This is a genomic window from Marinobacter sp. CA1 (genome assembly GCF_020546665.1).
Lineage (GTDB): Bacteria > Pseudomonadota > Gammaproteobacteria > Pseudomonadales > Oleiphilaceae > Marinobacter > Marinobacter xestospongiae.
On record NZ_CP071785.1, the window covers coordinates 1,283,426 to 1,306,724 of the forward strand.

The 23,299-nt window shown below is 61.6% G+C and carries 21 protein-coding genes; 16 read left to right on the forward strand and 5 right to left on the reverse strand.

Going from position 1 to position 23,299, the window contains the following annotated elements; translation table 11 throughout:
- Positions 1-116 precede the first annotated feature (116 nt).
- The 5 genes from J2887_RS05980 (at position 117) to J2887_RS06000 (ending at position 5,928) form a co-directional block, all read left to right on the forward strand.
- Entirely contained in the window at positions 117-1,910 is a 1,794-nt protein-coding gene (locus J2887_RS05980; RefSeq protein WP_227175035.1) for a diguanylate cyclase, read from the forward strand.
- Positions 1,911-2,082: 172 nt separating this feature from the next.
- Complete coding sequence (gene cysP, locus J2887_RS05985) at positions 2,083-3,078, forward strand: thiosulfate ABC transporter substrate-binding protein CysP (RefSeq protein ID WP_227175037.1); 996 nt, start codon at positions 2,083-2,085, stop codon at positions 3,076-3,078.
- A 36-nt stretch (positions 3,079-3,114) separates the two neighbouring features.
- Positions 3,115-3,966: a sulfate/thiosulfate ABC transporter permease CysT gene (gene cysT, locus J2887_RS05990; RefSeq protein ID WP_227176059.1), complete on the forward strand. Its 852-nt coding sequence runs from the start codon at positions 3,115-3,117 to the stop codon at positions 3,964-3,966.
- A 1-nt stretch (position 3,967) separates the two neighbouring features.
- A complete protein-coding gene (gene cysW, locus J2887_RS05995) occupies positions 3,968-4,831 on the forward strand; it encodes a sulfate ABC transporter permease subunit CysW (protein ID WP_227175039.1) in 864 nt (287 codons plus the stop codon).
- Positions 4,828-5,928 (forward strand): sulfate/molybdate ABC transporter ATP-binding protein, encoded by a 1,101-nt coding sequence (locus J2887_RS06000; RefSeq protein WP_227175042.1) that lies wholly within the window; start codon positions 4,828-4,830, stop codon positions 5,926-5,928. Before cysW ends, J2887_RS06000 begins: the two co-directional genes overlap by 4 nt.
- A gap of 76 nt (positions 5,929-6,004) precedes the next feature.
- On the opposite strand, the gene J2887_RS06005 is transcribed toward J2887_RS06000, so the two are convergent.
- Positions 6,005-6,565, reverse strand: coding sequence for a TetR/AcrR family transcriptional regulator (locus J2887_RS06005; RefSeq protein ID WP_227175043.1), 561 nt, complete (start codon positions 6,563-6,565; stop codon positions 6,005-6,007).
- Between the two features lie 118 nt (positions 6,566-6,683).
- On the opposite strand from J2887_RS06005, the gene J2887_RS06010 reads away from it, so the two are divergent.
- From J2887_RS06010 to J2887_RS06025, 4 genes are all read left to right on the forward strand, one after another.
- Positions 6,684-6,923: a hypothetical protein gene (locus J2887_RS06010; protein WP_227175045.1), complete on the forward strand. Its 240-nt coding sequence runs from the start codon at positions 6,684-6,686 to the stop codon at positions 6,921-6,923.
- Between the two features lie 315 nt (positions 6,924-7,238).
- The gene (gene rnk, locus J2887_RS06015; RefSeq protein ID WP_227175047.1) at positions 7,239-7,625 is read left to right on the forward strand and encodes a nucleoside diphosphate kinase regulator; all 387 of its coding nucleotides are present in this window, start codon (positions 7,239-7,241) and stop codon (positions 7,623-7,625) included.
- A 96-nt stretch (positions 7,626-7,721) separates the two neighbouring features.
- Positions 7,722-9,068, forward strand: a complete 1,347-nt coding sequence (gene gdhA, locus J2887_RS06020) for an NADP-specific glutamate dehydrogenase (protein WP_227175049.1) — start codon at positions 7,722-7,724, stop codon at positions 9,066-9,068.
- 238 nt (positions 9,069-9,306) lie between these two features.
- Positions 9,307-11,001 carry a methyl-accepting chemotaxis protein gene (locus J2887_RS06025; RefSeq protein ID WP_227175050.1) on the forward strand — a complete coding sequence of 565 codons (1,695 nt, stop codon included), beginning with the start codon at positions 9,307-9,309 and terminating at the stop codon, positions 10,999-11,001.
- A 92-nt stretch (positions 11,002-11,093) separates the two neighbouring features.
- Here J2887_RS06025 and J2887_RS06030 read toward each other — a convergent pair whose 3' ends face one another.
- The 3 genes from J2887_RS06030 to J2887_RS06040 all read right to left on the reverse strand — a co-directional run bounded on the left by J2887_RS06030 (position 11,094) and on the right by J2887_RS06040 (position 14,813).
- Positions 11,094-12,422, reverse strand: coding sequence for a hypothetical protein (locus J2887_RS06030; protein ID WP_227175053.1), 1,329 nt, complete (start codon positions 12,420-12,422; stop codon positions 11,094-11,096).
- A 147-nt stretch (positions 12,423-12,569) separates the two neighbouring features.
- Positions 12,570-13,637 carry a helix-turn-helix transcriptional regulator gene (locus J2887_RS06035; protein ID WP_227175054.1) on the reverse strand — a complete coding sequence of 356 codons (1,068 nt, stop codon included), beginning with the start codon at positions 13,635-13,637 and terminating at the stop codon, positions 12,570-12,572.
- Between the two features lie 234 nt (positions 13,638-13,871).
- On the reverse strand, positions 13,872-14,813 hold the full coding sequence (locus J2887_RS06040) for an AraC family transcriptional regulator (RefSeq protein WP_227175056.1): 942 nt from the start codon (positions 14,811-14,813) through the stop codon (positions 13,872-13,874).
- Positions 14,814-14,945: 132 nt separating this feature from the next.
- On the opposite strand from J2887_RS06040, the gene J2887_RS06045 reads away from it, so the two are divergent.
- Complete coding sequence (locus J2887_RS06045) at positions 14,946-16,109, forward strand: iron-containing alcohol dehydrogenase (protein ID WP_227175058.1); 1,164 nt, start codon at positions 14,946-14,948, stop codon at positions 16,107-16,109.
- Here the strand turns inward: J2887_RS06045 and J2887_RS06050 are convergent.
- Positions 16,099-16,989: a LysR substrate-binding domain-containing protein gene (locus J2887_RS06050; RefSeq protein WP_227175060.1), complete on the reverse strand. Its 891-nt coding sequence runs from the start codon at positions 16,987-16,989 to the stop codon at positions 16,099-16,101. The genes J2887_RS06045 and J2887_RS06050 overlap by 11 nt on opposite strands.
- Before the next feature lie 102 nt (positions 16,990-17,091).
- Here J2887_RS06050 and putP point away from each other — a divergent pair, with 102 nt between their 5' ends.
- From putP to J2887_RS06080, 6 genes are all read left to right on the forward strand, one after another.
- A complete protein-coding gene (gene putP, locus J2887_RS06055; protein ID WP_227175062.1) occupies positions 17,092-18,612 on the forward strand; it encodes a sodium/proline symporter PutP in 1,521 nt (506 codons plus the stop codon).
- A complete protein-coding gene (locus J2887_RS06060; RefSeq protein WP_227175074.1) occupies positions 18,605-19,474 on the forward strand; it encodes an urea carboxylase-associated family protein in 870 nt (289 codons plus the stop codon). Before putP ends, J2887_RS06060 begins: the two co-directional genes overlap by 8 nt.
- Before the next feature lie 30 nt (positions 19,475-19,504).
- Entirely contained in the window at positions 19,505-20,260 is a 756-nt protein-coding gene (locus J2887_RS06065) for a 5-oxoprolinase subunit PxpA (protein ID WP_228752843.1), read from the forward strand.
- Positions 20,257-20,964 (forward strand): 5-oxoprolinase subunit PxpB, encoded by a 708-nt coding sequence (gene pxpB, locus J2887_RS06070; protein WP_227175077.1) that lies wholly within the window; start codon positions 20,257-20,259, stop codon positions 20,962-20,964. The genes J2887_RS06065 and pxpB overlap by 4 nt, the downstream gene beginning before the upstream one ends.
- A complete protein-coding gene (locus J2887_RS06075) occupies positions 20,961-21,908 on the forward strand; it encodes a biotin-dependent carboxyltransferase family protein (protein WP_227175079.1) in 948 nt (315 codons plus the stop codon). Before pxpB ends, J2887_RS06075 begins: the two co-directional genes overlap by 4 nt.
- Positions 21,909-21,995: 87 nt before the next feature.
- Positions 21,996-23,219 carry an MFS transporter gene (locus J2887_RS06080; RefSeq protein ID WP_227175082.1) on the forward strand — a complete coding sequence of 408 codons (1,224 nt, stop codon included), beginning with the start codon at positions 21,996-21,998 and terminating at the stop codon, positions 23,217-23,219.
- The last annotated feature ends 80 nt before the right edge of the window (positions 23,220-23,299 follow it).

The following is a 23,299-nucleotide window of genomic DNA, read 5'->3' on the forward strand; positions in this document are numbered from 1 at the left end:
CCATCGCCTTACCTGCCGGAAACATCCCTTAGCCGCTATACTTCCCGCCGCCGGGTCATGTGATCCTACGGCGGGGTCGGAAGGGGGACGTGCGTTTGCGGTCTGGTGGTTGTGGTATGGGTGTTCGGTGCCTTGCTGTGGTGTGGCTGGCGCTGTTGGCAATGTTGGCCTGGAGCGAGGAACGCCCGTTGGTGCTGGATGAAGGTCTGGCGCAGTCCCTGGATGGCTATGTCGCGTTGTTGAGGGACCCGGGAGGCGAACTGAGCTTCGACCAGGTGCGTGCCGGCACAGGGCTTTTCCGCCTGGCGGCCGCTGGGGATCTTCACCAGGGCTATACGCCAGACGTGTACTGGATGCGGGTCGACGTGGAATCCCGATCCAGTCAGCGGCTGGATCGGATGCTTGAGTTTACCTACGCCTACCTGGACGACATCCGGCTGTATCGGGTCAATACCGACGGTACGGTTGAGCAGATGCGCTCCGGACGCACCCTGACCCCTGCGGATCGTGTGGTGGCGCACCGCAAGCCGGTGTTTCCGCTGTCATTCGACGCCGGCGAACGGGCAACCCTGTACCTGCGGGTGACCACCCACGCCAGCATGACGCTCAACGCCCGGCTGGCGCCGACCATCGAGTTCTACGAAGACAGCGATCAGGCCTATGTCTGGCTGGCGCTGTACTTCGGCATGCTGGTGGCATTGGGTACCTACAATTTTCTGCTGTTTCTCGGCACTCGGCATCGCACCTTTCTGCTTTACTCGCTGTTCGTGTTCAGCTTCGGCATCGCCGCGTCCAGCATGAATGGGTTGGGGCCGCTGCTGCTGTGGCCAGGTCTGGTCGGGGAGTGGGGCAATCGCATCCTGCCCACCGGTTACACCCTGGCGGCGACTTTGGCGGTGATGTTTGCCCGCAGCTTCCTGGACATGCGGCGGATCGCGCCGCGTTGGGACCGGGTGCTGTCGGTCATGGTGATTTGCTGGTGGGGGGCCACCCTGACCACCCTGGTGGTACCGGTGCAGGGCGCGCTGAAGATCATGTCCGCCATGGGCGTGTTGACGACGGTGTTCCTGATTGCCAGTGGCGTGGCCGGTGTCCGCCACCGGATTCCCGCCGCACGGATCTACCTGCTGGCCTGGCTGCTGTTGCTGGTGGGGACGGCGCTGCTGTCGGTGCGCAACCTGGGCTGGATACCGTCCAACTTCCTCACGGTCTACAGCCTCCAGATCGGCTCCGCCATCGAGATGCTCCTGCTGTCCTTCGGCCTGGCTGCCCGCTTCAATGAGCTCAAGCGCCAGAAGGAGTTGGCCCAGCGTCAGCTGGTCCTGGCGTTGCAGCGTCAGGAACGGGAGCTGGAGCACCGGGTTGCACTGCGAACTTCCGAGTTGGAAGCGGCCAAGGCACAGCTGGAGCGTCGGGTGGTGGAGGACCCGCTGACCGGGCTCTACAACCGCTATGGTCTGATGACCCATCTGGAAAAAGCGTTGCAGCGGGCACAGCGCCGCCATGAACCGTTGGCGGTCATCCTGATCGATCTGGACGGATTCAAGCCGGTGAACGACCAGTATGGCCACGAAGCGGGTGACATCCTGCTGCAGGCGATTGCCCGACGGCTTCAGCAGGAGGCGAGGGACAGTGACTGTGTCGCACGGCTTGGCGGCGATGAGTTTGTGGTGGTAACAGAGAACATCGCCTCGGAAGCCAGTGTGCTGGAGATCGGGCAGCGGTTCCGTGAGGCCATTACCCGGCCTGTCACCCTGGCATCGGGAGACGCGGTGCGGGTGGGTGCCAGCGTTGGTATCTGCACCGGTCGGGGCGGAGATCAGCAGGGACAGGATCTGATCCACAGAGCGGACGAGGCGATGTATCGGGTCAAGAAGGCCAACAAGAACGACGTCTGCCTGATGCCCTGATGCCCTGCCTCAGGGCGGTGACTGCATGGCTCTACGACAGGGAGGCGGGGCGGGGCATTCAATTCAAAAAAGAAATAACCATATCCTATTTTATGCTTTTTCGTTTTTTAGTGCTTCTGGTAGCTTAGGCGCCCTTACACGATTTTCCACGTACCGGACTGGGGTAGATACCATGAAACACTTTCTCAAAGGTGTCGCGGTCGCGGTCACCCTGGCGGCACAGCCTGTGCTGGCGGCTGACCGGGAACTGCTGAATACATCCTATGACATTGCCCGTGAACTCTTCGCTGCCTACAACGAACAGTTCCAGGCTTACTGGCAGGAGACCCAGGGAGAGGATGTCACCATCCGCCAGTCCCACGCCGGTTCTTCCCGTCAGGCCCAGGCCATCATCCAGGGGCTGAAGGCCGATGTGGTGACCTTCAACCAGGTCACCGACATCGACATCATCCACGAGCGTGGCAACCTGCTGCCGGAGAACTGGGCCGAGCGGCTGCCGAACAACAGCTCACCGTACTACTCCACCATGGCCTTCCTGGTGCGCAAGGACAATCCCAAGGGCATTGAGAACTGGGACGATCTGGTCCGTGAGGACGTTGATCTGGTGATGCCGAACCCGAAAACCTCCGGCAACGCCCGCTATACCTATCTTGCGGCGCTGGGCTACGCTCAGGACACCTTTGGTGACGACCAGGAGCGGATCGATGACTTCCTCTCCAGCCTGCTGGGCCGGGTCAAGGTCTTCGACAGCGGCGGCCGCGGTGCCACCACCACCTTTATCGAGCGTGGTATTGGTGATGTGCTGCTGACCTTCGAGTCGGAAGTCCTCAACATCGTTGACCGACTGGGCGACGACTACCAGGTGGTGACACCGAAAGTCAGTTTCCTGGCCGAGTTCCCGGTGACCTGGGTTGATGACTACGCTGAACAGAACGGCAACCTGGATCTGGCCAAGGCCTACCTGGAGCACCTGTACAGTGAAGAGGCCCAGCGCCTGCTGTCCGGCTTCAACTACCGGGTCCATGATGAGACCGTCAAGGCGGAGGTGGCTGACCGCTTCCCAGAGGTCAAACTGCTGCCCATTCAGGACATCGCCGGCAGTTGGGAAAACGCCATGCAGACGCACTTCGCCAGTGGCGGCAAACTGGACCAACTGCAACGTCGCTAGGACATCTCCGTGACCGAAACCGTCACCCAGGGCGCTGTGGCAACACCGCGCCCTTTCCTCGTTAAACGCAATAAGCGGGTCCTGCCCGGGTTCACCCTGAGCCTGGGTATCTCGCTGCTGTTCGTCAGCATGGTTCTGCTGTTGCCCCTAAGCGGTCTGGTGGTGGAAGCCTCTGGCATGAGCTGGCAACAGTTCTGGTTTGTGATCAGCGATCCGCGGGTGGTGGCCTCCTACAAGGTGACTGCGCTCGCGGCCCTGGCGGCCTCCCTGTTCAATGCCCTGTTTGGTCTGCTGCTGGCCTGGGTGCTGGTGCGCTATGAATTCCCGGGCAAGCGCCTGGTGGACGCCATGGTGGATCTGCCCTTTGCCCTGCCGACGGCGGTCGCTGGTATAACCCTGGCGACCCTGTTCGCCGAGACCGGCTGGTACGGCCAGTGGTTGAGCAAACTGGGGCTGGAAGTGGCGTTCACCCCCGTGGGTATCGTCGTTGCCATGGCCTTCACCAGCATTCCCTTCGTGGTGCGCACGGTGCAGCCGGTGCTGGAGGAGCTGTCGCCGGAGGATGAAGAGGCGGCCATAAGCCTGGGCGCCTCCGATGGCCGCATTTTCCGTAAGGTAATCTTCCCGGCCCTGTGGCCGGCGCTGGTGACCGGTGCGGCGTTGTCGTTTACCCGCAGCCTGGGTGAGTTCGGGGCGGTGATCTTTATCGCTGGCAACATGCCCTATGTCAGTGAGGTGACCAGTCTGATGATCTACGTGCGGCTGCAGGAGTTTGACTACGCCGCTGCCAGTGCCATCGCCTCGGTGGTGCTGTTGACCTCACTGGTGCTGCTGTTTGCCATCAACCTCTGGCAGGCCCGCTTCCTGCGCCGTCTGGAGGGTCGCTAACATGGCTGAATCCGCCCGTCACCAGGTCGGCTCAAAACCGCTGATCAAGTGGACGCTGATCGGCCTGGCGTTGTCGATTACGCTGGTGCTGCTGGTGATTCCGCTGGTGCTGATTTTCAGCCAGGCGTTCAGTGCTGGTTGGGGAACCCTGATGGCGAACCTGGGGAATGAGTACACCCTGCACGCCATCGGCCTGACCCTGTTCGTGGCGCTGGTCACGGTGCCGCTGAACCTGGTGTTCGGCACGGCGCTGGCCTGGGCGGTGACCCGCTTCCAGTTTCCCGGCCGCAAACTGCTGATCACCCTGATCGACATTCCGTTCGCCATCTCACCGGTGGTGGCGGGGTTGTTGTACCTGCTGCTGTATGGGCGCAACGGTTGGGTGGGGAGCTGGCTGGGGCAGTACGATCTGCAACTGATGTTTGCCTGGCCCGGAATCGTGATGGTCACGGTGTTTGTCACCAGCCCCTTCGTGGCCCGGGAGCTGATTCCGCTGATGCAGCAGCAGGGCAGCCAGGAAGAAGAGGCTGGCGTGGTACTGGGGGCATCCGGTTGGCGGGTGTTCCGCCACATCACCCTGCCCAACATCAAATGGGCGCTGATCTACGGCGTTGTGCTGACCAACGCCCGTGCGGTCGGGGAGTTCGGCGCGGTATCGGTGGTGTCCGGGAATATCCGTGGCGAAACCAACACCCTGCCATTGCACGTCGAGTTGCTGTACCAGGACTACAACATTGTGGGGGCCTTCGCCAGCGCCTCATTGCTGGCGGCCATTGCCATTCTGACCCTGGCAGTGAAAGGCTTTGTGGAATGGCACCAGGCCCGTGAGCGGGACCAGCAGCCGGAACACAGGACGGAAAAATGAGTATCCAGATTGACCAGGTAAACAAGTTCTATGGCCAGTTCCAGGCGCTGCATGATGTCTCCCTGACCATTCCGGAAGGGCAGATCACCGCACTGCTGGGACCGTCCGGTTCCGGCAAGACCACGTTGCTGCGCATCATCGCCGGTCTGGAGAGCGCCGAGCGGGGGCGCATCCTGTTCGGTGGCGAAGACATCAGTCAGCTTCATGTCCGGGACCGGAATGTCGGCTTCGTGTTCCAGCACTACGCGCTGTTCCGTCATCTGACGGTGGCCCAGAACATCGCTTTTGGCCTGGAGTCCCTGCCCAAGAAGCAGCGGCCGCCAAAGCCGGAGATCCGGGCCACGGTGGGGCGTCTTCTGGAGATGATCCAGCTGCCACACCTGGCCAACCGCTATCCGGCCCAGCTGTCCGGTGGCCAGAAACAGCGCGTGGCATTGGCCCGCGCACTGGCCACCAAGCCCCGTATCCTGCTGCTGGACGAACCCTTTGGCGCCCTCGACGCGCGGGTACGCAAAGACCTGCGTCGCTGGCTGCGTAACCTGCATGATGAGTTCCATTTCACCAGTGTGTTCGTCACCCACGATCAGGAGGAAGCGCTGGAGCTGTCTGACCAGGTGGTGGTAATGAGTCATGGTCGGGTGGAGCAGGTCAATGCACCGACCGAACTGTACGCGCGACCGGAAAGCCGGTTCGTGTTCGACTTCCTGGGGCAGGTGAATGAATTCTCCGGCCAGCTCCAGGAAGGCCGGCTGGTGCAGGGGGACGCCTGGGTCCGTCTGCCGGAATCGCCGGCAGGGTCTGAGGCGCAGCTCTACCTACGGCCCCATGAAGTGCGGCTGACCAGCGAACCGTCGGAGCAGGCGCACTTCCCGTTCTGTATTGAGGCCGTCAGCCTGATTGGCTCCGAGGTGCGGGTGGAGCTCAAAGCCCAGGGTTGGCAAAGCGAGGATGTCTGGGAGGTGGGAATCAGCCACGCCGAGTTCAATCGCCGTCAGCCTCGCCGGGGGGACCGTTGCTACGCGGTGCCCGATATCGGCCATCTGTTTGCCGAAGGACAGGATCAGCCCCGAACCATCAGCTGGGGCGACAGCGCCTGACGTGAACGCTGAGTGCAGGCGGCGTTCCTGACGGTCGCTGCCTACCTTACTGTCCCTGCCATACTGCTCTCCTACGTTACTGACCTGTCTGCTGGGGGACCCCGTTCCCCAGAATCTCCATTTTACCCGCCAGGGTCGCCAGCAGATCCCCGGCTTCCAGCCGGGGGTGGTTCAGGCCCTGGATCAGGGTCATGAAGTACAAGTCCAGCATCACCTCGGCCCGGGCCGGGGCAGGGTGGTCGTCCGCCGCTTCAAGGCGTTGCCGGAAGGCCAGCAGTTGCGGGCTGAAGTAGTCCTGCTGCCAGACGATCTCCTTCAACAGCTCCCGGCTGAACTCCCGATGTGCCAGGTAGAACCGGTAAAGGTAGTCGGCGAAATGCAGTAACCGGCCGGCGGCGCTGTGGCTGCGGTCCTGTTGCTCGGCATTGGCCAGCACCTGGTCAATCTGAATCCGCATTCCCTCTTGTAACAGCTCCAGCTTGGTGGCGAAGTGACTGAATACAGTACCGTCAGCGACACCGGCGGCGCGGGCGATCTGGCGGGTGCTGGTGTCCTGGTACCCCTGCTCGCGAAACAGTTGCCAGGCGGCGTTGAGGATCTGTTGGCGAGTGCGTTGCCGTTTGCTGGGTTCTGGCATGGTGGCTGCTGGCCTTCGGTTCTGTTGGGTGAAGCGGAACACCGGGTCAGTATAAGTTGTAAATTGAGCGTGCTCAAATTAGCATTATGAGCGCGCTCAATTTTAACCGGAGGTCATCATGTCGATTTTTGAATCCCTGAAACGCCTGGCCATGGCGGTGGTGCTTGTGCCCTATCTGCTGATCTACGCCTATGTCATCGGTCCGCTGTTAATGCTGGTGCTGGTGCCGGGTGGTCTGGCGCTGCTGTTGCTTGTCGGGCGCGGTGAGGCCTGGGCGGTGGCGCGGCAGACACTGTTTCGCCGGTCAGCCCAGGGTGCCGAACTGAATCGTGTTCCGGCATCACCTTCAGAACGGTGAGATTGATACAGGTTCGCTTTGCTACTTGACCCGCCACCCGGCTTCTTGAACACTGGGGGTCCTATTCAAAGGATCGCGGACCCTGATCAAGATGTTTTGTAAGCGTTTGACTGTTACCAATCTGCTCCAGAACCGGGCCGCCGCGATCCGGTTTTTCGGGTGCCCGACCCTCTGCCATTCCCTTCGCTGAATCCGTGTTGTCGCTGCGGATTCGGCGACAACCTCCAGCCTGGCTGATGCGCTGACTGCCGCATCGGTTTCCCAAATCGATTGCTGATCCACCTGTTATCGAACCTGCGTGTTTGAGGGATTGCTATGTCTGAATTACCTGCCATTACGGTGACCGAAGAAGATTACAACCGCCTGATGTCCTTGCTCGATCGGGACGACAGCGACTCCGATGTGCTGGAGGGCCTCGCCGAAGAACTGGAACGGGCGGAACTGGTACCGGCGGACCAGTTGCCCGAGGGCGTGGTGGCGATGAATTCGCTGGTGCGTTTTGTCAACGAGGGCAACGGTCAGTCCCACGATCTGACCCTGGTATACCCCCATCAGGCCGGCGCTGGCGCCGGCCAGGTATCGGTGTTCGCGCCTGCCGGTGCGGCATTGTTGGGGCTGTCAGTGGGTGATCGGATCGACTGGCCGATGAGTGGCGGCAAGATCCTGCATCTGAAGATCGTCAGCGTGACCCGACCTGAGTAATCGGACGGGCCCCTTGCGCCCGAAAACAACCAAATTCCAATAACCATCCACAGTCAAAAAAACATCCACAGCCAATAAACGTGATAAGGAGATGTCATGCACAACACCCATGCCCTGGAGGCCCTGAGGGAAGATGTTGTTCGCCGCAACCCGGCCGAGCCCGAGTTTCATCAGGCCGTGACCGAGGTGCTGGATACCCTGGCCCCGGTGATTGCCCGCCACCCCGAGTACGCCGAGGCCAAGCTGCTGGAGCGCATCTGCGAGCCGGAGCGGCAGATCATCTTCCGGGTGCCGTGGGTGGATGATCAGGGCACTGTGCAGATCAACCGGGCGTTCCGGGTTGAGTACAACTCCGCTCTGGGGCCCTACAAGGGCGGCCTGAGATTCCATCCGTCGGTCAACCTGGGAGTGGTCAAGTTCCTGGGCTTCGAGCAGATCTTCAAGAACGCCCTGTCCGGCCTGCCTATCGGTGGCGGCAAGGGTGGGGCGGACTTCGATCCCAAAGGACGGTCCGACAATGAAATCATGCGCTTTTGCCAGTCCTTCATGACCGAGCTCTATCGCCACATTGGGGAGTACACCGACGTACCGGCGGGTGACATCGGCGTTGGTGCGAGGGAAGTGGGCTACCTGTTTGGCCAGTACAAGCGCATCACCAACCGCTATGAATCCGGTGTGCTCACCGGCAAGGGCCTGGGCTGGGGGGGCGCCCGTGTGCGCAAGGAGGCCACCGGCTACGGGGCGGTGTACTTTGCGGAAGAGATGCTGGCAACCCAGGGGCGCAGTCTCGAGGGGCAGCAGGTGGTGGTGTCCGGCTCGGGTAATGTGGCGATCTACGCCATGGAGAAAGTGCACCAGCTGGGGGGCCGGGTGGTGGCCTGTTCCGACTCCAGCGGTTACGTCTACGATCCGGCGGGAATCGACCTGGAGTTGCTGCGCCAGATCAAGGAAGTGGAGCGGGGCCGTATCGGGTTCTATGCCGAGCGCAAACGCAGTGGCACCGATTTTGTCGAGGGTGGCTCAATCTGGAGTGTGCCCTGTCAGGTTGCCTTGCCGTGTGCGACCCAGAACGAGCTGGACGAATCCGCTGCCCGTCAGCTGGTCCAGTCCGGGGTTCTGGCGGTGGTGGAAGGTGCCAATATGCCGTGCACACCGGAGGCGGTACGGAACTTCCGCGAGGCCGGTGTGCTGTTTGGCCCGGGCAAGGCCGCCAACGCCGGTGGCGTCGCCACCAGTGCGCTGGAGATGCAGCAGAATGCGTCCCGGGATTCCTGGAGCTTCGAGTACAGTGAGCAGCGGTTGCGGGACATCATGATCGACATCCACCGTTCCTGCGACGAGACCGCCCGCGAGTATGGCCAGCCCGGTGATTACGTTCTGGGCGCCAACGTCACCGGCTTCTGTCGGGTGGCCGATGCCATGCTGGCCTTTGGCGTGATCTGAACCCGCGATTCCAGCAACAGTGCTGTTTCAGTAGTCCCCGCCCGGTGCCATGGCACCGGGCGGGAATGGTTTAGCGTTCATGGTCCGTCGATTGCGGTAAACCGCTACGGGGATTCCTCAATGACTATTTGGCGCGTTTTTCTGTAGCGTTGCTAATCTTTTTTCTGAGGAGCCCCGATGGGCTCCTCCGGTACCGGCCTCGCCGGTTTAGCCCTACTCCCACGGAAAGATCGCCGCCATGAAGAACCTGACCATCCAGACCCGGGTGCTGGTGTTGGCACTCGTGCCCGTCATCCTGTTGACCGGCCTGCTGAGCAGCTACAACCTGAACCAGGCCCGCGCCATCGGCGACCAGGCCGTGACCAGCTTCTCTGAAGACATGGAGGCCAGCAAGCGGCAGGAGCTGCGCAACTATCTCCAACTGGCCAAGACCTCCATCCAGCACCTCTACGACGAGCCCGGCTCGGCGGGCGACCCCGCAATCCGTGAACAGGCCTGGAAGATCCTGCGGCAGCTGCGCTTTGATGACTCCGGCAGTGATGGCTACCTGTTTGCCTATGACACCCGTGGCACAGCGGTGATGCATGGTCTCAACCCGGCGCTGGAAGGCCGCAATCTGTGGGACTTCCAGGACCCCAACGGCACCTACCTGATTCGTGAACTGGTCAAAGTCGCCCGTAGCGGCGGTGGCTACGTGCCCTACGGCTGGAAGCACCCGGACAGTGGTCAGGTAGCGCCGAAGCTGGGATACGCCGAGATGCTGCCGGAGTGGGGCATCATGATTGGCACCGGTTTCTGGGTTGATGGCCTGGAAGCCCAGGTGGCCAGCATGGAGGCGCGGGTTGGCAGTTCGCTGGAAGAGGCGATCTTCGGCTCGGTGACCACCTCGCTGGTGGCGCTGGCGATCATCGTATTCCTGGCACTGGTGGTGGTGCGAAGCATCATCCGACCGATGAAGTCTGCGGTTGCCGCGATGAATGGCATCGCCAGCGGTGACGGCGACCTGACCCAGCGGCTGGAGGTCGCCAGTGGTGACGAATTGGGCCAGCTGGCGGAAGCGTTCAACAGCTTTGCCGATCAGGTTCAGGCTCTGGTCAGTCGGGTGCGGGCATCCACCGACACGCTCAATGAGACCGCTGGCGAGCTCAATGGCGTCATGGTGGAGGCGGAGCAGGGAGTGGCCCGTCAACAGTCCGAGAGTGACCAGGTCGCCACCGCGATGAACGAAATGACGGCGGCAGCGCAGCAGGTTGCGGGCAATGCGGCGGAAGCCTCCGATGCTGCCGGCCATGCGTCGGTGCAGGTGTCGGACGCCCAGGGCGTGCTGTATCAGGCCATTGAAGTGATTGGCGGGCTGTCCCGGCAAGTGGAAGAGGGCGTGCAGGTGATCCGGAAGCTGGGCGAGGACTCACGCCAGATCGACAATGTACTGGAAGTGATCCGCGACATTGCCGACCAGACCAACCTGCTGGCGCTCAACGCGGCCATTGAGGCCGCCCGCGCCGGTGAAAGCGGGCGGGGGTTCGCGGTGGTGGCGGACGAGGTGCGAACCCTGGCCAGCCGCACCCAACAGAGCACCCAGGAGATTCAGGCGACCATCGAGCAGCTGCAACAGGGCGCCGACAGGGCCGTGCAGTTGATCGGCACTATCAGTGAGCAGAGTGAGGCCACCGCCGATGAAACCCGGCAGGTCAATGAGGCGCTGCAGCGCATCTCCCAGGCGGTTGGCACCATCACCGAGATGAACACCCAGATTGCCAGCGCCGCCGAGGAACAGACCAGCGTGTCCGAGACCATCAACCAGAACGTGCACGAGATCGTGGCCATTTCCGAGCAGACGGCTCAGGGTACTAAACGGGCTGGTCACGCCACCCAGCAGCTCAAAGCACTCGCCGGCGAACTGACTGATGAGGTTCAGCGCTATCGGGTTTAGGGGCCGCTCGGCAAAGGCGACAGCGCCTATCGCAGGTGTATGGTTTTGATGCACGACGGCCCCGCCATGGCTGGTGGGGCCGGTCAAAACGATTACTGACGGGACAAGATCAAAGCGATGTCGTCTTCGTCGATTACCTCGTTCTCGTTGTCGTCCAGCACCAGGGACAGCTGGTCTCCGTCCACTGTCGCGAACATCAGAAACGGCTCAGCTCCGGGAGCCGAGAGTCCCCGGCCATCGTTCCTGTCAAGCAGGGCTGAAACGGACAACTGATCAGTTACCGGATCAATGGTGTAGTTACCCAGTTCGACTCCCGCCTCTTCGGCTTCTATTTCAGGGCCGTATTCCGAGTGGATATAGCGTCCGTCGTTGAAGAACATGAAGTTTACCTTGTCATCCCCCGTCACATTTTCCCCGATTATCATCGTCATTTCCCATAGCCCCACCTCCTGATCCGAAGTCACTCTGGTGAAAATGACTGTCTCCGAGCTGTCGGCCAGGCCGTCCCCATTATCATCAAATATCAGGTGAAGCTTGTCGCCATAGACCCGGGCGAAATGGCCGATGTCTTCGGACAGGCCACGACCGGGGTCCAGGTCGTACAACTGGGTTGTGGTTAATTCGCCGGTGCCTGAGTCCAGTGCATAGTTACCCTGCTCCATACCGTTCTCGGAATCGGGTTGCTGAGAGTTGTAATTGGTGAAGATGTAGTAGCCATCGGACATAAAGGCCACAGCGGTCAGGTCGTCCCCATCGGAGTCCAGTCGCCACAGGCCGTCCAGGGTGCCGAAGGTAACGCCGTAGCTGACCAGTTGCTCCTCAAAATGGTCACGGGCTTCGACCTCGGCGACCAGGGAGGTCGTCGCGGAGCCGGAGTTGGCCACCAGGTTGGTCACCAAAGAAACAAACTGCCCCGGGTCGACGGAAAAATCCACGGCCAGGCTGTTGGCCGCCGCCCCTTCCGGAATGGCAATGCCATTGTCCGGATCTCCATCCTCGTCCAGCGACTGCAACAGTCGAACCATATTGGTCACGGCCTGATTATGAGTATCGTTGGTCCCGGCCAGATCCAGCGGTGTGACGACAGCACTGGCGGGTACCGTGGGAAATTCCAGGTCGCCAATAAAGAAGGTGACCATCTCGCCTTCGAGGTATTTGAACTCGCCCAGTTCATTGGTGGTACCGGCCTGGGAGTCGGTGCGATAGCCAATATTGATCACTGGGCTGTCAACAAAAATGCCAGTTCGTGTCTCCGGCTCAGGAGGATTGGTGTTGCTGTCATCGTTTGATGATCCACCGCATCCGTGGAGTGCGCCCGCGGCCAGCAGCGTGGCCAGGATTGGGAGCGTTTTCTGCGAGAGAGTCATGCTAGACATGGTAAGGGTATCCTTTTGACGGTCTTTTTTGCGACTTCTGTCCATACTCCTTCGATAACAAGATTAACGGTTGTTCATGTCGATGCGATTCACCCATATGGGTGAAATCCTGAAGCGCCGGATCGATCCGGGCGTCGTCATACGGGGCGGTGAATACAGCGGGGAGGGAGGGCAACTGCAGAAGGTGACTCGTCAGTTCAATACCTGGGACAGCACCAGCGCGAGCTCCATTTGTCCGGTGGCCTGCAGTTTCCTTGTCATGGATTTTATCTGTGAGCGTACCGTGTGTACGGTCCGGTTTTCCTGCTCCGCGATCCGCTCTGGTGTGTAGCCATGGGTAAGCCAATAGCCTACGTTGGCCTCCCGGCCACTCAGGCCGAAGGCCAACTGAAGTCGCTGAATTGCCTCCGCGGGGGCAGGATGGCTGCCCTTGATCTTAACCAGGGCGCACATGCTGGTCGCAATCGGGACTCCCAGAAGGCTCTGGCGCCACTGGAACGGCGAGAGCTCAAGAATCAGTCTGAAATCCGGGGTGTGAACATAGCGAACAGGCTGGAGTTGCTGCGTGACTTCACGGAGTGCCAAGCCGAACTGCGACCTCAGGTCCGGGTTTCGGGGGCGCAACCTGCCCCGAACAGCAACCAGGTCCGAGCCACTGCCGACCAGCCTGTCAGCGGCGTCATTGTGGTACAGAATGGTGCCATGGACGTCCAGCACCAGTGCGGCATCACCCAGGCTGTCCAGCAACGCCTTGTGGTGGTGCTCTGAACTGTGACTGCGGTCCAGGTCACCCTGGATGGTGATGGCTCGCCGGATGTGGGGTCGCAATTGCGTGAGATGATCGGTTTCTGCGGTTTGGAAGGGGCCCTGTGACTGGCTTCTCTGGAAGGCGACCCGTAATACCGCGTTGCCTTCCGTAATCAGGTAGTTGCCCATGGCGTGGTGAATGTCCAGTGGGCGGGCATAATCGTTGTAAACCTCTGTACGTTTGAAATCCCGTAGGCTCATCATCTCATCTGATGTAACAAACTGCGGCCGTTCAATTTCAAGCAGCCGCTTGCTCCAGATATCCATGTCATAAAAGTGCTCGCTATACGTCTCAAGGTCTCTGTTATCGAATCCTGACGATAAGATATGCAACGGTTTACCGGTATGCTTGTCCTCAAGCGAGAACAGCCCCATGGAAGCGTTGATATCAAGCTTTAGCGTTTCGATAAGCGCCTGCCAGCGCCCAGGCGACCCAATGGCCTGATAGATCAACTCCAGGTGGCTTTGGAAGTCTGGTGATCGATGCATCGCGTTTGCCCTGTCAGGGCCAGCTCTCCCCAGAGCCGGCCGTGCTCCCAACAGCGAAAGGTATGGTGTTCCTTCTCAGGGTTGCGTTGAACATGGTGCAAGTATTGACCAGATGCCCGATTTTGCTAGTGCCCCCTCTGGTTGGTTCGATGACCTGCTGTGCTGTACTTAGCTTTTCTGGGGCTCTTGGCCTCGGCGTCAGAGTGCCGGTGCGTGGTGGTTCCCTGGCGGCACGCTCGCGCCGCCGGCCATGGACTTGGGTGGCTGCCCGAAGAACCGTTTGAATTCCCGGCTGAACTGGCTGGGGCTTTCATAGCCCACTTCTGATGCCGCCTGGCCCACCTGAACCTGCTGATCCAGCAGCAGGTCGCGGGCGCGGGTCAGGCGAATGCGTTTGATGTACTGAATCGGTGACAGCGACGTCACTTTGCGGAAGTTGCGGTGAAACGTGGGTGAACTCATATTGGCCATGGCCGCGAGCTGTTCCACGTCCAGGGCGTTGGCGAAGTGGGTATGGATGTACTTCATCACCGGTTCCAGTCTCGATAGGCTGGTGTTGTGACGGGCCAGCGCCATCAGTGACGAGCCGCCCGGTCCCTGCAGGGTATGCAGCAGAATCTCCCGCACCAGTCCGGGGCCAAGTACCTTGGCCTTGACCGGGTCCTGCAGGGCTCGGGCCAAGCGCAGGGTGCAGCTTCGGAAATCGGCTCCAGCCGGGGATACGAACAGGCTACGCTCCGGTTCTCTGGTACCGGCAACCGGGTTGCGGCCACAGTCGTCAAAGACCCGGACAATCTCATGCAGCATGGTCAGATCAATGTCGATCACCAGGGACAGCAGAGGGCGACCTGGTTCTGTGATGGCCTCGCAGTCGGCCGGTACCGGCAGCGTCAGCACCAGATAGTTATCCGGGTTGTACTCATACACCTGGTCTTCCAGGTACACCCGTTTAGTGCCCTGCGCCATGATGATGAGGCCCTGCCGGTAGCACAGCGGCTCCCGCTGATTTGAGCGTTCGCTGCGAAAGATACCAACACCATTAAGGATAGTTGGATGGTATCCCTCGCCTTCAGCCAGTTGCTCCAGCACGGCGGCCAATGGTGTCATGTTGCTTGCTCCCAGGTGGTCTTTTCGCGCCATTCTAGCACTCCATCATAAATGCCCAAAAAGATCTTTCTTGATCGTATTAGGCATGTCTGAGATGGTTTTCCCCATTCCTGAAACGGTCGGCGTACGTATCATACTGCTTATAAACTAGTGGGAGAGTAGGTGATGCAGAACTTTGATTTTCATAATCCAACGCGGATCGTATTTGGCAAGGATCGTCTGGCTGAGCTGGACCAACTGATTGCTGCGGATGCACGGGTGCTGGTGCTCTACGGTGGCGGCAGCGTCAAGCGTAATGGCACCCTGGAACGGGTGTTGGCGAACCTGGGGGAGCGGGCGGTCTTCGAATTTGCTGGCATTGAGCCGAACCCTCAATTCGATACGCTGATGCGGGCGGTGGAGCTGGTTCGACAGGAGCGCATCGACTTCCTGCTGGCGGTCGGTGGTGGTTCGGTGATGGATGGCACCAAGTTTGTTGCCGCCGCGGCGCCGTATGATGGTAACGCGGCCGACCTGCTGGGCCACGGCTTTGCGGGTCTTCCTGTGACTGAGGCTTTGCCTCTGGGCACTGTAGCGACGTTGCCGGCCACCGGATCTGAAATGAATATGGGCGCCGTAGTGTCTCATCAGGGAGGCAAATGGCCGGTGATGAGTCCGCTGCTGTTTCCTGCCTTCTCGGTACTTGATCCGACGTTGACCTTCACCCTGCCGCAGCGCCAGGTGGCGAATGGTGTGGTGGACGCGTTCGTACACGTTGTTGAACAGTACGTGACATATCCCGCCAACGCTCGTATTCAGGATCGTACCGCCGAGGGCATTCTAAAGACCTTGATCGAGGTCGGCCCGATCACCCTGGCGGAGCCGGAGAATTATGAAGCCCGTGCCAACCTGGTGTGGGCTGCGACCTGGGCGTTGAACGGCTTCATCGGTGCCGGCGTACCCCAGGACTGGAGCACGCACATGATCGGCCATGAACTGACGGCGCTGTTTGGCATCGACCACGGCCAGAGTCTGGCAATTGTGCTGCCGTCGGTGTGGAAGGCCCGTAAAAACCAGAAGCGTGAGAAGTTGCTGCAGTTTGCCGAGCGGGTCTGGGACATCTCTTCGGGGAGCGAGGAGGAGCGGATTGACCAGGCGATTGCCAAAACCCGCGCTTTCTTTGAGTCCCTGGGGGTGAAAACGAGGCTGAGCCAGTACGGGGTTCAGGCGCATCAGATCGGTGATGTGGTTTCGGCCCTCGAGGCTCACGGCATGGTGGCGCTGTCCGAGCAGGGCGACATGACGCCGGAGATCAGCCGCGCTGTGCTTGAGGACGCTTTCAGCGACTGACCGTTGGCTGCGCCGCCTCGACGGTCAGCCAGTCGATGAACTGCTGCACCGCCGGCCGTGGCGCCGGGTGGCTGAACAGCCAATAGGCCCGGGTGGTGTTGGCGCGGGTGCCGAACAGCACTTCCAGCGTGCCCTGGGCCAGCTCGGTCTCGATCAGCCGGGGTGGGCACAGTGCCACGCCCTGGCCGGCGATGGCGGCCGAACTGAGCAGGTTGAAGTCCTGGTACAGCAGCCCCTGGTCCAGGTGGCTTGGGTTCAGGCCCTGGCTGTGGAACCAGTAACGCCATGGGTCCCGGGTTTCGTCGTGGAGCAGTTCCAGGCGCAGTAGATCCCGGGGTTGGGTGATGGCCTGGACGGTCTGCAGGTAATGGGGGCTGGCCACCGGCACGGTGTCCCCGGCAAACAGCAGGGTACGGTCGCAACGACCGCGGGGATCGCCGTCAAACCAGGTGATCTGGACGTCGATGTCCGGCGGCACCTCACTGCTGGCGATGTCGATGTACTGAAAACTGATGGCGACTTCCGGATGCTGGCTGCGAAAGCGGTTCAAGCGGGGGATCAGCCAGCGCACCGCAATGGAGGGCAGGCAACTGACCCGCAACCGTTCCCGGGCCTGGTCGCTGGCCAGGGTGTCCAGCGCCGCATCAATCTGACCGAAGCCAGCACGTAACCCTTCCGCCAGTTGATCTCCCCTGGGCGTCAGACGAATGCCCCGTCCCTGTTTTTCAATCAGTTGCAGATCCAGAGTTTCCTCCAGTCGCCGCAACTGGTGGCTGACGGCGGACTGGGTGATGTGCAGTACCTCGGCGGCGGCCCGCAGGCTGCCGAGACGGGCGACGATTTCAAAGGTTTTCAGTGAAGAGAAGCTTGGGCGGGCCATTGGTGACTCAGATTCATGTATTTTGCCAATATTAGTCAATTTTAATTAGTTTTTCTTGCCGATAACCTGCTCATCCACAATAACTACTCCAAGAGGTGAGCCATGAGTACCTCCGTTCTGATCTCGTTCGCGATCTATCTGTTGATGATGTTGGCGATCGGGGTCTACTTCTACCGTAATACCCGTGACCTGTCTGACTACATTCTGGGTGGCCGCAACCTGCCGCCGAGCGTCGCAGCGCTGAGCGCTGGTGCCTCCGATCTCAGTGGCTGGGCGCTGATGGGATTGCCGGGTGCGATCTTTAGCGGTGGCTTTTCCCAGGCCTGGATCGCGATCTGGACCCTGGTCGGGGTTTACCTCAACTGGTCGCTGATCGCCGAACGCCTGCGGGTGTTCACCGAGGCCGCCGGCAATGCCCTGACCGTACCGGATTATCTGGAAGCCCGTTTTGCCGACAGCCAGCGCATTCTGCGCACGGTGTCGTCGGTGGTGATGCTGGTGTTTTTCACCTTCTACGTGTCTGCCGGCCTGGTCGGGGGCGCGGTACTGTTTGAGAGCCTGTTTGAGCTCGATTACACCCTGGCGCTCTGGCTCGGGGCGGCGGTGATCGTGTCGTATACCTTTCTGGGGGGCTTTCTGGCGGCATCGTGGACCGACCTGATCCAGGGCATCATGATGGCCGCTGCGCTGTTCTCTGTTGCCATCATGACCTTGCTGGCGCTGGTCAACGGCGACACAGCGGCAGTGAATGCCGATGCCATCGCACCGTTGGCAGGCCTGACTCAGGACCTGACGGTGGTGGGGATGATTTCCCTGGCGGGCTGGGCCATTGGCTACTGTGGTCAGCCTCATGTGGTGGTGCGGTTCATGGCGTTGCGTCGTCGTGAGGACGTGAAGGTGTCCCGGCGAATCGCCTTGGTGTGGTCCACCATTACCATGGCGTCCGCAGTGGCTGTGGGAGCGCTGGGTTACTACTGGTTTGGTGGTGAGCTGGAGAACAGCGAGCGGGTGTTCATTGTGCTGGCTGACACCATGCTCAACCCTTGGGTTGCCGGATTCGTGCTGGCCGGCGTACTGGCAGCGATCATGAGCACCATCGATTCCCAGCTGCTGGTGTGTTCAAGCGCCATTTCCGAAGACATCTACCGTGGCCTGATCCGGCCTCAGGCAGAACAGAAAGAGCTGGTATGGCTCAGCCGTGGCAGTGTGATTGTGGTGGCGCTGCTGGCGACGGTGATGGGCATGGATCGCAACAGCAGTATCCTTGACCTGGTTTCTTACGCCTGGGGCGGGTTTGGCGCAGCCTTTGGGCCGGTCATCCTGCTCTCGCTGTTCTGGCGCCGGATGAATCGCAACGGTGCGATTGCCGGCCTGGTGGTGGGGGCTGCCACCGTCGCCGTGTGGAAACCACTGACCGGTGGTCCGGTGGGGATCTTCGACATGTTCGAGGTGGTTCCTGGCTTCATTCTTTCTTTCTGGGCCGTGGTGGCGGTCAGTCTGTTGACTGACGGCGAACGCGAGGCCCGCCAGTTCGATGGCCTGTTGGCGGCATTCAAACCGTCCGGGTCAGCGACTCCCAATCCTGTTTCCGGCTACAACAAGGAGGAATCCTGCCATGTCTGATGTACCTGCTGCCTACCGCGCCACCAAAGGTTCGGTGCTGGATGTCGATAAAACGTTCTACGATGGCCTGACTGCCGCCGCTGGCGACCGCGAGCTGGTGGCAACCCACACCGTGCCAATGCGGGACGGTCTGGCCTGGACGGTGCCGGCCGGCCACGTGTTCCGGGTACGGATCACCGACGGTCCGCAGGTCGGGGATTTCAACATGTGGAGCCTGCATAACCCGCGGGAGCGCATGTGGGCGTCCCGCACCCGCCAGCTGCAGCGGGCCCACATCAGCACCTACGACCGGTTGTGGTCGACGCTGCCTTACCTGCGGCCAATGGCCACCATCATCGACGATACTCTGGCAAACTATGGGGTAGACGACGAAGGTGGCCGGGTTCACGACCTGCTCGGTACCCGCTGTGATCCCTACGTCAACCGCCTGCTGACCGGTGAGGACTTTGATTTTCACTGCCATTCCAACCTGGTACGGGCGGTTGAGCCCTGGGGACTGACGGAGTTTGATGTCCACGATGTGTTGAACATCTTCCAGTGCACCGGGTTGAACAGCGACGACCAGTACTTCATGAAGGCCTGCCCCGCGCGCCCGGGGGACTACCTGGAATTCTTCGCGGAAATCGACGTGCTGTGTGCCATGTCCTGCTGCCCGGGAGGCGACCTGTCGGTGGACCTGTGGGGGGAGAACGCGCAGGACCCGTTGCAGACCTGCAATCCCCTTGGGGTTGAGGTGTACCGGGTGGCGCCGGAGCGGCTGCAAGGCTGGCAATCCCCGGAGTACGCACCGTACCGGGGACGTCACGGCCGCCAGGCGCCGAAGGTGGACTGGGCCGCGATCAAACAACAGGGCTGCTGCTGAGACAGCCTGGTAACGAGGAGACGAGACACTGTGACGCAACTGCTACTGAACGCGGATGTGGGTGAGAGCCTGGGAGCCTGGACCATGGGCAATGATCCGGCCCTGGTGCCTTTGCTGGATCTGGCCAACATTGCCTGTGGCTTCCATGCGTCCGATCAGGACATCATGCGTTCCACTGTCCAGCTGGCGGTCCGTCACGGTGTCCGTATCGGCGCCCACCCGGCGTACCCGGACCTGATCGGCTTTGGCCGGCGGTCGATGGCGTGTACCCCGGAGCAGGTCGAAAATCTGGTGCTGTACCAGATCGGTGCCCTCGCGGCGATGTGCCGGGCGGAGGGCGCTTCGCTGAGCTACGTCAAGCCGCATGGAGCCCTGTATAACGACATGGCCCGGGATCACCGGCTGCTGGCGGCGGTCATGCGCGGTGTGCGGGCATTCGATCCAACCCTGATCGTGGTGGTGCCAGCCACGCCCGACCCGGAGACAACCCAAGCGCTGGCGCAGGATCATGGTCTGGCGGTGTGGTTTGAAGCCTTCGCCGACCGTGCCTATCACCTCGATGGTCGCCTGGTGGCAAGGACCCGCGACGGGGCGGTGCATCATGATCAAACGGTGATTGTTGACCAGGCGATGCGGTTCGCCGAAGGCCGCAGTATCCAGTCGGTGGATGGCCAGCCGCTGACCCTGAAGGCAGATACCTTGTGTGTGCATGGCGACAACGAGGCCTCCATTGCGGCGGCCCGGGCTATCCGTGTGGCCCTTGGGCAGCGGATGGCCCAGCCATGAACGCGCCCCGGATCGAGAATGCTGGCCTGGGTGGCTGGCTGGTGCGTCTGTTCGACACCATCGATGAGGCCAACCTGCCCTGGGTCACAGCGTTGGCCCGGCAGTGTGAATCGGCCTTTGGTTCAGCGTTGGTGGATCTGGTGCCGTCCTACACCACACTGCTGGTGCAGTACGACCCACTGATACTGACACCGGATCAGGCCCAGCGCAGGCTGCAGTCAGTGCTGGCTGAGCTGGCGCCGGACGAGTCCGATGCCTCGGGTTCAGAGAAGGAGCTGCCGGTATGGTATGACCCGTCGGTCGGGCCGGATTTGCCCACCCTGGCGGACGCCCGTGCTCTGGGTCTGGAGCAGTTGGTGGCGTTGCATACCCAGACCACTTACCGGGTGTTTGCCCTGGGCTTTGCGCCGGGGTTTGCGTTCATGGGCTCGCTGGACCCGCGCCTGGAGGCGCCTCGTCTGGCCACCCCGCGCCCCAGGGTACCCCGGGGCAGTGTGGCCATTGCCGGACGCCAGACCTCGGCCTACCCGGCGGTGTCGCCCGGAGGCTGGAATCTGCTGGGCCGTACGCCAGTCACCCTGTTTGATCGTCATCGCCACGAGATGAGCTATTTGCAGGTGGGCGACCGAGTACGCATGGTCCCCGTCAGCCGTGAGGAGTTTCTGCGTCTGGGAGGTGATACCACCCCGTTGGAGGCGTCATGAGTTCAGGACCCGTTGTCGCGCTGGATGTGATCAAGGCCGGTCCGCTGGCATCGTTGCAGGATGCCGGTCGGTTTGGCGTGCGTCACCTGGGGATTACCCAGGGTGGTGCGGTGGACCTCCACGCCTGGGCCTGGGCCAATCAGCTTGTGGGTAATGCCTGGGGGGCAGCGGCGCTGGAGGTGACCTTCGGGGGCTTGCAGCTGCAGGCGTCCCGGGATCTCACCCTGGCGCTGTGTGGTGCAGATCTTGGCGCCACCATCGACGGCGTTGCGTTGCCTCCCTGGCGTACCTTGCAGTTGGCTCCCGGTCAGGTGCTGGGCTTTGCCGCCCCGCGGCAGGGGATGCGGGCCTACCTGGCGGTTGCCGGTGGCTTCCATGCCGAACCGGTGCTGGGGAGTCGTGCCGGGGTGGCACGGGAAGCCCTGGGAGGCCACGATGGTGAGGGCCGTCAACTGGCGGTGGGTGACGCCTTGAGGGTAAGCACCCCAGCTCAGTCGCCGGCGCCCAGCGTCCTCGAGGTGCCACGGGAGCAGCGTCCGGACTATCGTCAGACGGCGGTGTTGGGGCTGGTGCCAGGCGCGCAGATTGGGGCATTCAGTGGCCGCAGCCTGTTTGATGCGTTCAACGCCGAGTGGACGGTGGACAGCCGTTCTGACCGGATGGGCATCCGCCTGGCTGGTCCAGTGCTTAACAGCGAGGTTGGCAATCTGGTGTCCGAAGGTATTGCGCTTGGGGCGGTGCAGGTACCGCCGGATGGCCAACCGATCGTACTGCTGAATGATCGCCAGACCATTGGTGGCTACCCGCGCCTGGGTACCCTGACGCCACTTGCCTGTAGCCGACTGGCCCAGTGCCAGCCGGGACAGACTGTGATCCTCAAGCCCCAACCACTTGATCGGGCACAGGCAGAGTACCGGACGTTCAGAAAACCGTTCGCCGGTTGACCTTCCGCTACACAGTATTGTTGTTAGTGAGTATCATTATCTTTTCGGTGGTCCTGTTGGACGCCAGACTGCCAGGGAGAGCATGACATGAGCACTGCCGCCAGATCCGAACTGAACGCCCTTCTGCTGTTTAACACCCTTTGCCTGACCGCGATGATGGCCATCGTCCCGGTCATTGGCCCGATCATTCGCGAGCTGCAACTGTCGGAATGGCACGGTGGTTTGGTGGTGACCGCTTCGGGGGTGCTGTGGATGCTGATGGCCCGGGTCTGGGGACGGCGCAGCGATCGTCGGGGCCGGAGAACCGTGCTGCTGCAGGCTGCTGCCGGGTATCTGGTCAGTTACCTGCTGCTGGCCTGGGGTCTGGACGTTATGCTGGACGAACCGCCGGCAGCCTGGTTGACCCTCAGCGTGATGATTCTGTTCCGGGGCCTGGTCGGCGCGTTCTATGCTGCCCTGCCATCGGTCAGTGCTGCCCGGGTGGCTGATACCACCGCGCCGGCGGAGCGGGGTGGCATCATGGCCCGGTTGGGGGCTGCCAACGCCCTCGGCATGGTGTTGGGGCCCATGCTGGGTGGGTTGCTGGTACAGGACAGCCTGGTTTTGCCGTTGTACGTGGCAGCACTGCTGCCGCTGTTGGGTATGATCTGGCTGGCGCGGGTGCTGCCGAAGGACGGTCGCCATGAGCACAGCGATTCACCGCCGGTGCGACTGACCGATCCCCGCCTGCGATTGCCGCTGGCGGGCATGCTGCTGGCCATGAGTGGGGTGATTACCGCGCAGATGACCGTCGGATTCTTCGCCATGGACCGCCTGGCGTTGCCTGCCAACGAGGCTGCCCGGGCGGCGGGCATGGCAATCACCGCCGTTGGTGTAACCCTTATCCTGGTGCAGGGCGCCCTGTCCCGGTTTGGCAGCGCATCACCCAGGCTCTGTCTCGGTGTGGGAGCACTGATCGCGGCAGTGGGGTTTGCGCTGGTGTCGCTGTTGTCGTCGGTGGTGGGCCTGGTGGTGTGCTACTGCGTCATGGCCATGGGCCTGGGGCTGGTGTTTCCCGCGATCCAGACCCTGGCGGCCAATTCGGTAACGGCCCGGGAGCAGGGCGTCGCCGCTGGTTCCGTTACCGCCGTACAGGGGCTGGCGATGGTGGTAACGCCGTTGCTCAGTACCCTGGCGTACGAAGTGTCGCCGGTCTTGCCGTATGCCGCGTCTGCGGGCTTGCTGCTGGTCCTGGCGATGATGGTAGGGCTGAGTCGCCGAACCCCGGAGACTGGCGAAACCGACGATAACAGCCTGGCCAACGCCCCCTGAATTCAGAGGGCGGGGCGCTGTTGTCAATGTGTTGGAATGCGAGCGCTGGTATCGGCGGCGCAACCGATGAGCGAATCAAC